Source organism: Sunxiuqinia sp. A32, from assembly GCF_052690465.1.
The window spans coordinates 147265-162312 of record NZ_JBQYLI010000005.1 but is presented as its reverse complement, the minus strand read 5'-3'; the positions used below and the strand labels follow the sequence as shown (position 1 = coordinate 162312).

Below are 15048 nucleotides of genomic sequence, written 5' to 3'. Positions count from 1 at the left end.
CCATCATTAAAAAATTGATAGCAGGATGAAAAGTAAAGTACTTTTATTATTGATAAATATCTTATTACTAATGACCGGATGTGGGCAAGAGGAGAAACAGCCTGTGGATTATATCCATCCCATGATTGGAGCATTTGCCCCAGCTGGCTCAAACCTCAAAGGCAGGGAATGCGGACGCACATTTCCCGGGGCAGCCACTCCTTTTGGATTGGTGCAGTTAAGCCCCGATACATATACCGGAAAAGATAATGGGAACGGGTATTCCTATTTTAATAACACTATTGAAGGTTTTAGTTTTACCCACATGAGTGGGATCGGCTGGTTTGGTGACTTTGGAAACTTTCTGGTCATGCCGACTACCGGGGAACTGAAAACTGCAAAAGGGGATGAAAGTGCACCTGAAAAAGGATACCGCTCACGGTTTTCACACGATTCGGAAATTGCCAAGGCCGGATATTACGCCGTGACGCTTTCAGATTATAACATTCGAACTGAACTTACAGCAGCCCCCCGTTCAGGGATTATCCGTTTTACATATCCCGAAAATAAACTTTCAAGAATCCAGATCGATCTGGCAAGACGTGTGGCAGGGACTTCAACCGAGCAGTATGTTAAGGTTGTTGATGACAACACCATTTGTGGATGGATGAAGTGCCCACCGGAAGGTGGTGGTTGGGGAAACGGCAAAGGCAAAGCGGATTATACCGTATATTTCTGGTGCCAGTTCAGCAAACCGTTGAAAAACTATGGTGTATGGAGTGCGGACATACCGGATGACTGGGTTAGAAAAAGAGATGAAGTAAACGCCGAAGAGTACCAGGCCTTGGTAGCTAATGCTCAGGTCATATACGATCAAAAAGAAACCAAAGGGGAACACCTTGGGTTTTTCACTGAATTTGAAACGACTGATAAGGAACCGGTGATCCTGAAAAGCGGGATATCATTTGTAAGTATTGAAGGGGCAAAAGAAAACCTGGAACATGATATCCCCGACTGGGATTTTGATCAGGTAGTGGCCCAAAACCGTAAGCTTTGGTCAGACGCTATGGCAAATGTAAAAGTTGAAGGTAAAAACGAAGACGATAAGATTAAGTTTTACACGGCAATGTACCGCACAATGATTGATCCCCGCTGCTATTCAGACCTGAACGGGAATTACATTGGAGCTGATAACAAGGTACACCAGGCTGATAGATTTGTATACCGTACTATTTTCAGTGGCTGGGATGTATTCCGTTCCCAGTTTCCGCTGCAAACCATTATTAACCCAGAGATGGTCAACGATGAAATAAACTCCCTCCTGCAAATGGCCGATTTAAGTGGACGTAAATATTTGCCCCGCTGGGAAATTGTAAATTCCTATTCAGGGTGTATGCTTGGTAACCCTGCTGTTCCGGTTATTGTAGATGCCTATGAAAAAGGGATCCGTAATTATGATATTGAAAAAGCCTTTCAATACTGTAAGAATTCGGTAGATACGTTTAGCAACGGAAGCCAGGGGTTTACTTCTGAAAGCCTTTCAAAAACACTGGAATATGCCTACACCGACTGGTGTACAGGACGCTTTGCTGAAAGCCTAGGTAAAAAAGATGTTGCCGATGAATACTACCAGAAAGGACAGGCCTATAAAAATGTGTGGAATGATGAAGTAAAATGGTTCCGGACAAGGATTGACAAAGACAACTGGATGAAATGGAAAGGAAAGACAGCACACGGACAGGGGTGCAAAGAATCAAATCCTTTCCAGCAAGGTTGGTTTGTTCCTCATGACATCTCCGGAATGATCGAATTGATGGGAGAAGAATATTTTACAGAGAAACTCACTGAATTCTTTGAAAATACACCAGACAGCATTCGATGGAACGATTATTACAATCACGCTAATGAACCCGTTCATCATGTACCTTTTATTTTCAATGAAATAGGGAAACCATGGCTAACCCAAAAATGGACCCGGAAAATTTGTAATGATGCTTACGGTACGGATGTTTTCGGCCTTTGTGGAAATGAAGACGTGGGACAAATGTCGGCTTGGTATGTTTTGGCAGCTGCAGGTATTCATCCTATTTGTCCGGGGGATAACAAATACCAGATAACCAGTCCTGTTTTCGACAAGGTTGAAATCAGCCTTGATCAAAACTATTATTCAGGTGCGAAATTTACGGTTCTCGCCGATAACAATTCAGCTGAGAACATTTACATCCAGTCTATGAAACTGAACGGTAAACCTTTAAACCGCTACTGGATCACGCACCAGGAAATCGTTGCAGGAGGAGTACTCGAATTAGAAATGGGACCTAAGCCCAATAGTATTAACTAGTTTACAAACATTACATTATGAAATTTATTTGTATCATAATATTAGTTGCGATTTCATTTCTCAATTCTTTCCCACAGGAATTTCCAACGAAAGAAATGCCGTTAAAAGTAATTGATGCCAATGAATGGGATGGCATGTTTAAAAGAACCAATGGCAGCGGCTGGTATTCAGGGGACGGAATATTCTCGATACCCTTTAATGGAAACGATAATATTGGATCATCTTCAAGCACAAAAACATTTTGGCTTTTTAGTGACTCGCATATTTGTTTCGGAATCGACCCGGTAAGTTACGTGGTGACAGGCGATAAGATGATGAACCATTCGGTTGCAGTCTTACCGGAGAAATCGCTAGGTGTTGTGCCAACTTTTAATGATATGCAATACATATGGGGAGATAAAGGTGACTATACCAAATCAAATATTTTTGGTGAAAGAATGTGGGCCTTGGACGGACTATCGGTTGACGGGAATATTTACATGTTCATGCTTGCAAAAACAGGTGGAACCAATACGGGTATCAACCGTGTGCAAATCCCTATTGTCAATGATATGATTGATTTGCAGAATTATGAAAAAATAGCCACTCCTTTCTTCTATTCTGATAACAATACTGAAATCAGGCTTGGCGCTGCCATAATGGACAATACCTTGGAAGGCGGAGCTTTTTCGCCAGATGGATTTATCTATCAATATGGATTTAGAAGGGCAAATAGTGGTCGTCAACTCATTGTGGCCCGTATTGAAAAAAAGAATTTTGCAAAATCTACTTTCAGCGACTGGCTATTCTGGAATGGAAATGAATGGGTTCAAAATTCAAATACACAATCTTTTGAATCAGCTTTTAATAGTGAAAAGGCACAGTTAGCTGGAGATATGAGCGACAGGTTTAGTGTTACACCAATAAAAACCGGAATTTATGCAAACAAGTATCTTTTAATTTATATGAAAGGTTTATCAGATCCGGTTATTGTATACAGGGTATCTGATTCCCCTGTTGGGCCATGGAGTGATGCAGTTCCATTGTATTCTCCTCTTGATGATATGGAAGCTATGGGAATCGACAGCGTTAATTATTACGGTGCCAAAGCCCATCCTCACCTGTCTGATGAGGGCGAATTACTTGTTTCGTATTGTGCAAATAAAGAGCAAAAAACAATCAAAACGAATGATAAAAACAGGGGGCGTTTTTTCCGGGTTAAGCTGGATGAAAAAGCCCAAAATGCTCCATTATATATTGTTTCAAATTACCACAATGCGACATCGGCGAGTAGTTCTACCTCTGGAAATCCGGCTTCGGCAGCTTTCAATTTCACAAAGAAAGCATCTCAGGTATCAAAATGGCAAAGCGTGGATAGCGATGAAGATGATTGGGTGTCAATTGATCTGGGAACGGACCTTTATATTAGTCAATGGCAGGTAATTAATGCTGGCGCAAAGGAAGAGGGGGCTTCATTACTTAACACCCGCGACTTTAAGTTGCAAAAAAGTGATAATAATAAAACCTGGATTACGGTGGATGAAGTCATAGGAAATACTGATGATGTTACCATGCGGAAAATAAATGAGCAATCTGCCCGGTATTGGAGACTTTATATTACAAAACCATCTCAGGATGGTTCCGGACAAGCCAACATTTATAGTTTCAATTTGTACGGAAGGACGAATCCTGCTGTTTTAACTGGAAGTGGTGTAAAAAAAAACGATTGAATGGAATCCTTAAAATTTTTCCATGTCCGGTAAGAAATTATTTATCGATTGAGAATGCTGAATCGAACAATTCGTATACGATCATTGATATCATGGGCAATTTAATTCATCAGGGTAAAATAGGTCGTTCTTTAAGAATTGATTGCACGAGTTTAAATCCTGGTTATTATACAATTATGCTCGAAAAAAATGATTGTTACCTGACGAACAGATTTATAAAAATATGATTCTAACCGGTATAAAAAGAATGACGTAAACGCTCGCTTGAATTATAGAGATTAAGATGAAAAGAATAATTTTTGTTTTTGTAGTTGTTTCGCTTGCACATTCAGCTCAGGCAGGAAATCTAAAAGTTGGTGGTGATACAAAAGCTTCATCGAATTCTGTAGCTGACGAAAATACGTTGCCAAATATCGTATTTTTCTTTGCTGATGACATGGGCTGGGGAGATGCGCATATTAACAATCCGGAATCACAGGTTACAACACCTAATATCGACAAGCTGGCACAGGAAGGAATGCGTTTTACAGATGCTCATTGTGTTGGTTCGTTGTGTGCCCCGTCAAGGTTCGGTTTGTTGACAGGAAGGAATCCGGTTATCTGGAGAAACTACGTCAATATAGAAGCTGAAGAGTGGAATTGCCTTACCATGCCACAAATGTTGCAAAGACAAGGATATTATACGGCTTGTATCGGAAAATGGCATTTTGGGGTTTTATTTGAAGGAAAAGATGGGAGATGGGGTGCTCCAAATTCGGTTAGTGGCAAATTCCCTGAACCAGTAGACAATTGGATGCTGACTTCAGAAACACGCCTTGGCCCTACTGACCGTGGATTTGATTATTTCTTTGGAACCCCATTACAACCTGGCGGCGGTTGGCATGCTAATATGGAAGGAAATAAGCTGCTTGGCAATCCAGTATTGAGTCCAAACTTGCCGGAAACCGAGGATTTTGATATTCAAAAGTGGATGGGGGCTATCCTTTCAAAATCGAAAGAAAAAATCCAGGAATTATCAAAAGAAGATCAACCATTCTTTCTCTACTTCCCACTAAATTCACCACACAAACCAGTTGTCCCCGATGATCCTTTCATTGACCAATCGGGCATTGGGAAATATGGTGATTATTGCCAACAGGTTGATTGGTGTCTGGGTGAGGTAATGAAAACAATTGATGAAGCGGGAATTCGTGATAACACGATACTTATTTTCACCAGTGATAACGGCTCCTATTATTATCTCAATTCCGTCAATTCAAGTAAGAGTGATAACAATGAACTTTTAGAGAGCCATTATTTTGCAAACGGTCCCTTTAAAAAGGGGAAAGGTCAACCAGAAGAAGGCGGGCATAGAATCCCATATATCATACGCTGGCCTAACCATATTGAAGCAGGAGCTGTTAACGAAACAACCATTTCATTAGGTGACCATTTTGCAACCTTTGCTGCACTGACAGGGTATGAATTAGGCCAGGAAGATGCCATTGATAGCTGGAATATTTTACCCCTTTGGACTGGAGACGAACCTGATCAGAGTTACCCGACCAGGACTTTTTTCCATTTTAATAATAATCCTGAAGTAGATGCGGTAAGGAAAGGAAGTTGGAAAATGATCCCGGAATGTTACAACAAAGTTAAAACTAAGAGTGGAACGGAAATGGTTTTCATACCAGGCCAGCTGTATAACCTGAGTATAGATCCGGGAGAACAAAACAATTTGTGGGATCAGCATCCTGAAGTAGTGAATGAATTGAGCCTGGAACTAGAAAAATACAAGATAAGAAAAAGTAATGCTCCTCATGTGATAACATCAATAGAAGAAAATCAATTGAAAGAGGATTTAAAAATTTTCCCAAATCCGGTTCATGGGCACTTATACATTGAAGGCGTCAGCTTTGCTAGTGATTACTCAATATTTGATAATACCGGACAATTAGTTTTAAAAGGTACAATTGGTAGTGTTCCCAACATTGATTGCACAAACTTAATCACCGGCTATTATACAATTATGCTCAAATCGAATGATCATTACCTGGTGAATAAATTTATAAAATTATGATCCTTATTTGGAATTTAATGAGAGCAAAAACATTAACACCAAATAATCAATTAATTAAATTATAAATATTAAGATGAAGAAAATATTTTTTGTTTTTGTAGTTATCGTTTTTGCATTTTCTTCTCATGCAAAAAATTTAACGCATGAAAGCCTGACAGAAAGTGACGAGGGGAATTCTTTTTCAAATTCGATATCGGAAAAAGAAGAAATGCCAAACATCATATTCTTCTTTGCTGACGATATGGGTTGGGGGGATGCTAAATGTAACAATCCTGAACCACAAGTAGAAACACCAAATATTGATAAGTTAGCGCAAGAAGGTATGCGTTTTACCGATGCCCACTGTGTTGGCTCACTATGTGCTCCTTCCAGATTTGGTTTCCTTACAGGAAGAAATCCGGTAAATTGGAAGAATTATACCAATATTAAAGCTGAGGAATGGGATTGCTTGACCATGCCTCAAATGCTTCAAAAGCAGGGATATTATACTGCATGCATTGGGAAATGGCATTTCGGGGTTTTATTTGAAGGCAAAGATGGAAAGTGGGGGGCTCCAAGCCCAATTAGCGGAAGGTTTCCTAAGCCTGCCGACAATTGGATATTAACATCAGAAACACGCTTGGGGCCTACTGATCGCGGATTTGATTATTTTTTCGGAAATCCGATGCAACATGGAGAAGGTTGGTGTGTAAATATGGAAGGAAATAAGATCCTTGGCGATCCTAAGCTGGATTCGAAGGGTGTTCCTGTATCGGATGATTACGATATTCAAAAGTGGATGAATGTGATCCTTGCCAAATCAAAGGGGAAAATCCAGGAACTGTCAAAAGGTGATCAACCGTTTTTTCTATACTTTCCATTAAATGCACCACACAAGCCAATTATTCCGGATGAACCTTTTGTTGGTAAATCAGATATTGGGATATACGGTGATTATTGCCAGCAAGTAGACTGGTGCCTTGGTGAGATTATGAAAACGATCGATGATGCCGGAATACGAGAAAACACCATACTGATCTTTGCCAGTGATAACGGTTCCTATTACTATCTTAATTCGGTTAACTCAAGCCGCGAGGATAATAATGAACTTTTAAAAAGTCACCATCGTGCAAATGGCCCCTTTAAAAAAGGGAAAGGACAACCAGAAGAAGGTGGGCATCGGATACCGTACATCGTACGTTGGCCTAAAGAAATTGAGGCAGGTTCGGTTAATGAAACAACGGTTTCTCTCGGTGACCATTTTGCGACATTTGCTGCACTGACAGGATACCAGCTAGGGCAGGAAGATGCCATTGATAGCTGGAATATATTACCGCTATGGAAAGGAGATGAAACAAGTGCAGATTATCAAAATCGTACTTTCTTTCATTATAACAATAATCCGGAGGTGGATGCTGTAAGAAAAGGAAATTGGAAAATGATCCCGGAATGCTATTATAAAAAACGTGTACGTGGCGCTGGTGGGTCAAAACCCCAATTGATTCCCGTGCCAGGTCAGCTCTATGACTTGAATAAAGATCCTGGAGAAAAAAATAACCTCTGGGAAAAATACCCTGAAGTAGTCAAAGAATTAAGTCAGGAACTAGCAGATTACAAGAAAAGAAAAAGCAGTGCTCTTCATGCAAAATAACATTAATAGGAGAAAATTAATATGAAAAGAATATTTTTTGTTTTCGTAGTTATCGCATTTGTATTTTCCTCACATGCCGGGAATCTAAAAAATGCAGATCAGATAAAAAATGGTGATAGAAATTCTTTTTCAAATCCGATATCAGAAAAGAAAGAAACGCCGAACATCGTATTTGTATTTGCTGATGATATGGGCTGGGGAGATGCTCATGCTAATAACCCTGCATCACAAGTTAAAACACCAAACATTGACAAATTGGCCCAACAGGGAATGCGTTTTACGGATGCTCACTGCGTTGGTTCATTATGCGCTCCTTCAAGGTTTGGTTTAATGACAGGAAGAAACCCGGTTATCTGGAGGAATTATGGAGATGCCGAGTCTGACGCATGGAATTGTATGACCATGCCGCAGATGCTGCAGAAACAAGGGTATTACACGGCATGCGTTGGGAAATGGCATTTCGGTGTATTGTTCGAAGGGAAAGATGGTAGATGGGGACAACCAAACCCAACTAGCAAAAGATTTCCAAAACCAGCTGACAACTGGATTCTAACAGCGGAAACACGTCTTGGTCCTACTGACCGGGGATTTGATTATTTCTTTGGAACACCATTACAGCCTGGAGGTGGATGGTATGCCAATATGGAAGGAAATAAGCTGCTTGGCAACCCAAAATTGAGTCCAAACCTGCCTGCCACCGAAGATTTCGATATTCAAAAATGGATGGGTGTTATCCTTTCCAAATCAAAGGAACAAATACGGAAGTTGTCGAAAGGCGATCAACCATTTTTCCTTTATTTTCCTCTAAATTCACCGCACAAACCCATTGTGCCGGATGACCCGTTTATTGGGAAATCAGGCATTGGAAAATATGGTGATTACGTACAGCAGGTAGACTGGTGTTTGGGTGAAATAATGAAATCTATTGATGATGCGGGGATACGAGAAAACACGATACTTATCTTTTCCAGTGATAATGGTTCCTATTATTATCTTAATTCGGTTAACTCAAGTCGTGAGGATAATGATGAACTTTTAAAAAGTCACTATCGTGCCAACGGACCTTTTAAAGTAGGGAAAGGCCAACCGGAAGAAGGAGGACATCGCATTCCATATATTGTTCGCTGGCCAAAGCATATAGAAGCAGGTGCAGTTAATGAAACCACTATTTCATTAGGCGACCATTTTGCAACCTTTGCTGCATTGACAGGGTACCAACTGGATCAGGAAGATGCCATAGACAGCTGGAATATATTACCCTTCTGGACAGGTGATAAACCTGACGAAAACTACCAGAACCGAATCTTTTACCATTTTAACAATAATCCAGAAGTTGATGCTGTAAGGAAAGGAAAATGGAAAATGATTCCTGAATGTTATAGAAAATTGAAAAAGAGAGATAGGGAAAAGGGAGAGAACTCTCCCGACAAGGTTTTAATCCCTGGTCAACTCTATGACTTAAGTAAAGACCCGGGAGAAACAAATAACTTGTGGAAAAAATACCCTGAAGTAGTAAAAGAATTAAGTCAGGAACTAACAGAATACAAGAAAAGAAAGAGCAGTGCTCCTCACGCAAAATAATGCAGCCTAAAGAAAGTGTATTATTTTACTAAGTTGATTTTAACATTATTGATGATAAACAATAAGTGGGTTCTTTACTCATTTAAAAAATAATATTAGCTATGAATTTAAAAAGACTTTATCTGGTTGTTTTCACCAGCATATTATTTATTTGTGCGCAGGGACAAACTCCTGTGCCCCTTTTTAAAAAAGGCGAACGTGTAGTTTTTGTAGGAAACAGTATCACACATAGGGGGCGTTATCATTCATTTATTTGGTTGTATTATATGACCCGCTTCCCCGATATGCCCATTACTGTTTTCAATGCTGGTGTTGGGGGTGATAAGTCATGGGACATTGAAGAACGCCTGGATGATGATATTTTCAGTAAAAAACCGACATACCTGACCCTGACATTTGGGATGAATGACGTTGGTTACCGTGATTTTTTCAAGGATAATGCCCAGGAAATTGCAAAGCAGCAAATCCAAAAATCGTTCGACCATTACAAAGTGATCGAAAAACGTTTGCAGGATGAAAAAGAATTAACCAAGGTGATCATCGGGGGATCGCCTTATGACGAAACGTCAAAAATTGAAAGACAAATTTTTCCGACCAAAAATGAAGCTTTACTGAAGGTAAACGATTTTCAACGTGCATCGGCCAAAGCAAATGGGTGGGGCTTTGTTGACTTTGCCCGCCCGATGATGGAAATTAACATGCGGGAAGAAGTTAAAGATTCCTTGTTTACTTTATGCGGGAAAGATCGTGTTCATCCGGACAACGATGGTCAAATGGTTATGGCCTATTTATTCCTCAAAGCACAAGGCTTGGCGAATAAAAAAGTGGCTGAAGTCAGTGTCAATGCTGAAGCCAGCAAAGTTGAATCGACTGATAATTGCACTGTTTCTGACTTGAAAGGAGATGAAAACGGACTATCGTTTAATTACCTGGCAAATGCTCTTCCCTATCCAGTCGATTCTATTCCTCGGGGGAAAGAATATTCGAGATCTCAGATGGATGCGCTTAGGTTAATTCCATTTACCAAAGAGTTTAATCAGGAACTTCTAATAGTAAGTGAACTATCAGGTGGAAACTATCAATTGTTGATTGATGGGCAGCCAATAGCCAGATATTCAGCTTTAGAATTGGCAGATGGCATAAATATGGCCGAATTAACCAATACGCCTCAGTACCAACAGGCAATGAAAATTATGCTTTTGAACGAAAACCGTGTTGAAATTGAAAGACTTTTTCGCGATTACGCATGGATGGAGTTCTCTTTTCTCCAGGAAAAAGGATTGTTGTTTGCTGACAATCAGGTTGCGCTTGATTCTATCAAGGCTGATTGGAATAAAGCCAGAAGATTTTTTAAGTCGTACCAAAAGGCTCAATATCCCGGATTCAGACAGGAATGTCAGAATGAGATGGATGGAATTGTGAAGATGATCTATACCATCAATAAACCAGTTAGTCACGCAGTTGAATTAAGTAAAGTTCTTTGAGCCACCTTGTTTGAGACAAGAAATTAAAATAAGAAATATGAAAAAGCAATTTTTTGGTTTTGTTTTATCAGCCTTTGCTGTTGGCAGCTTTTTTTCTGTCACAGCAAAGGAAAAACCCAATGTCGTAATCATTTTTGCAGATGACATGGGTTATGGCGATGTTTCAATAAACAATCCCTATGCACGAACAACGACCCCGGCTATCGACCAGCTGGCAGAAAAAGGTATCCGTTTTACCGATGCGCATGCCGGGGGGGCCGTTTGTACGCCTTCACGCTACAGTTTGCTTACTGGCCGTTACTTTTTCCGTGTGCCCAAGAAACCAAGTCATTGGGGCTACCTAAGTCCGCTGATTGAGCCGGGAAGGGAAACTATTGGCAGCCTGATGCAAAAAGCCGGGTACACCACTGCCGCTGTAGGTAAGTGGCACCTGGGGCTTGAGTGGGAAAAGAAAGACGAGTCAAAACCTCTGATACTGGGAAAAAACTCTAAGTATCATACCAATGTCGATTTTCAACAGCCGGTAAAAAATAGTCCCAATGAGCTTGGGTTCGACTATTCATTTATCCTTCCCGGCTCGCTGGATATGGCGCCCTATGTTTTTGTAGAGAATGGCAAAGTGGTCGATCCGGAAGTAATCCCTACGGCTGATGTTTACCCTACGAAAAAAGAAGATACTACTTATGACTGGGACCGGAAATATACCAATGAGAATGATATATACTACGAACGTGGTGTCTGGTGGCGAAATGGAGAGATGTCAAAATCATTCAAATTTGAAGACTGCCTGGGAGATATTGTCAATCATGGATTGGATTTTATCGACGGGCAGGTTCGTAAGTCGCCAGAGAAGCCCTTTCTTCTGTATATGGCATTAACTGCTCCACACACACCGTGGTTACCTGAAAAAGCCTTTCAAGGATCTTCTGAACTGGGAACTTACGGTGATATCATCAATCAGGTTGATAATATTGTGGACCGTGTATCGAAAAAGCTCAAAGAGCTAGGGGTGGATGAAAATACCTTAATTATATTCTCAAGCGATAACGGTGCGCCCTGGGCTGAAGACGATATGCAGCACTATGCACACCAAAGCAACTGGAGCAGAAGAGGCCAGAAGGGTGATATTTATGATGGTGGACACCACATCCCGCTGATTGTTTCCTGGCCTGAAAAAATTAAAAAGCCTGCCTTGTATACCAAAACGGTTGACCTAATTGATGTGATTGCAACGTTTGCCGATTTGACCGGACAGCAACTGCCGGAAAATGGAGCAGAGGACAGCTTTAGTTTTATGGGTGTGTTGAATGGCGATTTGAATACTCCAACAAGAGATCATGTTATTTATTTATCATCTGCCGGCAAACTGGCTCTGAAACAAGGAGAATGGAAATATATTGATTGTCTTGGCTCCGGCGGTTTTACCTCCCCTTCTAAGTTGATGCCTGTGAAAAACGGCGTAAACGGTCAACTGTATAACATGGACAATGACTCGCTGGAAAGTAACAATTTAATTCTTCATGAGACCGAACGGAAAAAAGAAATGTCGGGATTACTTCAAAAATATGTAGAAGAAGGACGAAGCCGCCCTCTAAAATAACCATAAGTGAATCGAAAAACTATTAAAATACTGATATAACTATGAAGAAGAACTTGATTTACCCATTTGCAGCGATATCCATGGCTGCAGGCTTTTCATCCTGTACACAGGCAGAAAAACAGGAAAAGCCAAACATTATATACATCATGAGTGATGACCATGGCTACCAGGCGATCAGCGCTTACGGGCATGGAATGAACCAAACGCCAAACATTGACCGCATAGCAAGTGATGGGGCTATTTTTTTAAATGCATTTGTTACCAATTCTTTGTGTGCCCCCTCCCGGGCAGCAATGCTGACTGGTAAGCACAGTTTTGTAAATGGCAAGCTGGACAACGTATCTGATTTTAACTGGGACCAGGAGAACTTCCCTAAATTACTACAACAGACAGGATATCAGACAGCCCTGATTGGGAAAATACACCTGGATGGCATTCCCCAGGGGTTTGATTATTCAGCAGTGCTAAAAGGTCAGGGACAATACTACAATCCGGATTTCTATTTTGATGGGGAAAAGAAACAAATCCATGGCTATGTGACTGACATTACCACCAAGCTTACATTAGACTGGCTAAAAAACAGGGATCAGGACAAGCCTTTTTGTTTATTATATCACCAAAAAGCGCCACACCGCACCTGGCTACCGGCACCTCGTCATTTTAAAGAATACACTAAAATGAGCTTTAAAGAACCTGAAACCTTATTCGATGACTATGAAGGACGGGGAACAGCAGCGAAATCGGCAGAGATGAATATCCTGAAACATATGAACTGGGCAGGTGACTCGAAAATTTACCCTGAAGTAATGGACGAACTGGGGATACCGAAGACCTGGAACAATGATAAAAGAGCGCTTGTGGAAAACTTCAAGCGGATGGATGAAGCTCAGAAGGCAGCCTGGGACTCGGTGTATATGCCAATCAGTGAAGAATTTAAGAATATGTACCGGGAAATGAGCGAAGAAGATAAAATGCACTGGCGTTATCAACGCTATATGCAGGATTATTTGGGCTGTGTTGCTGCAGTGGACGAAGGTGTTGGAAAAGTACTTGATTATTTGGAAGAAAACGGGCTTGACAAGAATACCATTGTGGTATATACTTCAGATCAGGGTTTCTACATGGGAGAACACGGTTGGTTCGACAAGCGGTTTATGTACGAGGAGTCGTTTCGCACCCCTTTGTTGGTGAAATACCCCAACGAAATTAAACCGGGAACGGTAATCGATGGATTAGTCCAGAATATTGATTTTGCCCCGACCTTCCTTGATTATGCTGGTGTGCAGATTCCTTCTAATATTCAAGGAGAATCGTTCCGTAAACTGGTAAGTGGAGAAAGCACGGAGTGGCGCGATGCCGTTTACTATACCTACTTTGAATATCCGGCAATCCATTCGGTGAAACGTCATTACGGTGTCCGTACCGATAGGTATAAGCTGATCCACTTCTACTATGACATTGACGAATGGGAATTGTACGACCTTGAAAAAGACCCGCATGAACTAAAGAGTATCTATGATGATCCTGCATATGCAGATGTGAAATCGATGATGCACAAACGCTTGGATGAGATGCGCGAAAAATATGGAGATTCGGATGAACTTGATCAGCAATTACTGGATAGATATCTCAATGCGCGTAAAAAGTAATGTCTTTTCTATAAACTAAAACAATGAAATTAGTAAAATGAAAAATATTGTATTGAGCTTATTGGCACTTTTTATGTCAGTATCTTCTTTCGCATGTGAAAAAGATGTTCGGAATGATAATAATGGTAACAAGACGGTTGAGGTCAATCCATATTTGCCGGATGGGATACATGTGCGGATGATCACGCTTGCCTTGCATGCCAATAAGGTACATACCAAAACAGGTAAGTGGATGCTGAATGATTATACTGCTCAAGATATTCTGAAGGTAATTGAAGAACTTAAACCCGATTGTCTGGAACGTTTTATCACTGGTGCCCAGTATCCAGATATGCTTGTTCCGGTGGACGAAGGAGAGGAGCCAATGACAGTAGTTGATTTTCTGAATGCCGCTATCAGGGCGGGAAGTGAGAAGTGCATTATTGTCCCAAAATTAAATCTAAAATGGAGCGAGGAAAAGTTTTTTGAAGCTGCCCAAAACCTGTATGATCTTCCCTTGGAGAAGCCAATCAGGAATATTAATCTGGATTGCTGGCCTGACTATTGGAAAGTCCATACTGAAGCGGAGATTGAGAACATGTTAAAGCGGCTAAAGGATATGGGTTATGAAGTGATTGGAATTAATATGACAGGGGGATATCATCATGGCTACGGTTATGTCGATTATATGGATTTCAACATTGACACCGAGAACTGGACAGTAAAAGAAAGTACTTTAAACAAACTCAAAGCCGATCCTCATTTGAAAAAGTACTTTATGTATATCGATTATCCAGGGGCAATGGATAGGTTCAGATCAAGCAATACTGCAGATGAGCAGGCAGACATCTATATAAACAATATCCATGCAACCCAGGAGAAGTTAGGTTACACCTTTGTCTATGCAATCTTTCAGGATGACTGGGATGCAACAAAACTATTTACCTCTCCGGATGGCCCGTATAAAGGAAAGTCTATTTATGAGATCATAAAAGGTTTGATTCAACAAACCAGGGAAGGTTCAAAGTAAAATTCTA

At 40.7% G+C, this 15048-nt stretch carries 10 protein-coding genes; all 10 read left to right on the top strand.

The features are described from left to right. Nucleotides 1-25 precede the first annotated feature (25 nt). The 10 genes from ACUNWD_RS06810 to ACUNWD_RS06765 all read left to right on the top strand — a co-directional run bounded on the left by ACUNWD_RS06810 (nucleotide 26) and on the right by ACUNWD_RS06765 (nucleotide 15041). Nucleotides 26-2320 carry a GH92 family glycosyl hydrolase gene (locus ACUNWD_RS06810; protein WP_445587038.1) on the top strand — a complete coding sequence of 765 codons (2295 nt, stop codon included), beginning with the start codon at nucleotides 26-28 and terminating at the stop codon, nucleotides 2318-2320. A 17-nt stretch (nucleotides 2321-2337) separates the two neighbouring features. Continuing rightward, the gene (locus ACUNWD_RS06805) at nucleotides 2338-4029 is read left to right on the top strand and encodes a discoidin domain-containing protein (RefSeq protein WP_445587037.1); all 1692 of its coding nucleotides are present in this window, start codon (nucleotides 2338-2340) and stop codon (nucleotides 4027-4029) included. Then, complete coding sequence (locus ACUNWD_RS06800) at nucleotides 4026-4256, top strand: T9SS type A sorting domain-containing protein (protein ID WP_445587036.1); 231 nt, start codon at nucleotides 4026-4028, stop codon at nucleotides 4254-4256. The genes ACUNWD_RS06805 and ACUNWD_RS06800 overlap by 4 nt, the downstream gene beginning before the upstream one ends. A 56-nt stretch (nucleotides 4257-4312) precedes the next feature. Beyond that, nucleotides 4313-6088: a sulfatase-like hydrolase/transferase gene (locus ACUNWD_RS06795; protein ID WP_445587035.1), complete on the top strand. Its 1776-nt coding sequence runs from the start codon at nucleotides 4313-4315 to the stop codon at nucleotides 6086-6088. A gap of 73 nt (nucleotides 6089-6161) precedes the next feature. Further along, complete coding sequence (locus tag ACUNWD_RS06790) at nucleotides 6162-7718, top strand: sulfatase family protein (RefSeq protein WP_445587034.1); 1557 nt, start codon at nucleotides 6162-6164, stop codon at nucleotides 7716-7718. A gap of 21 nt (nucleotides 7719-7739) precedes the next feature. Then, nucleotides 7740-9299 (top strand): sulfatase family protein, encoded by a 1560-nt coding sequence (locus tag ACUNWD_RS06785; protein WP_445587033.1) that lies wholly within the window; start codon nucleotides 7740-7742, stop codon nucleotides 9297-9299. A 101-nt stretch (nucleotides 9300-9400) separates the two neighbouring features. Next, entirely contained in the window at nucleotides 9401-10783 is a 1383-nt protein-coding gene (locus ACUNWD_RS06780) for an SGNH/GDSL hydrolase family protein (RefSeq protein WP_445587032.1), read from the top strand. A gap of 37 nt (nucleotides 10784-10820) precedes the next feature. After that, entirely contained in the window at nucleotides 10821-12383 is a 1563-nt protein-coding gene (locus tag ACUNWD_RS06775) for a sulfatase family protein (protein ID WP_445587031.1), read from the top strand. Nucleotides 12384-12424: 41 nt separating this feature from the next. Beyond that, a complete protein-coding gene (locus ACUNWD_RS06770) occupies nucleotides 12425-14032 on the top strand; it encodes a sulfatase family protein (protein ID WP_445587030.1) in 1608 nt (535 codons plus the stop codon). A 37-nt stretch (nucleotides 14033-14069) separates the two neighbouring features. Beyond that, a complete protein-coding gene (locus ACUNWD_RS06765) occupies nucleotides 14070-15041 on the top strand; it encodes a hypothetical protein (protein WP_445587029.1) in 972 nt (323 codons plus the stop codon). Nucleotides 15042-15048: the final 7 nt, after the last annotated feature.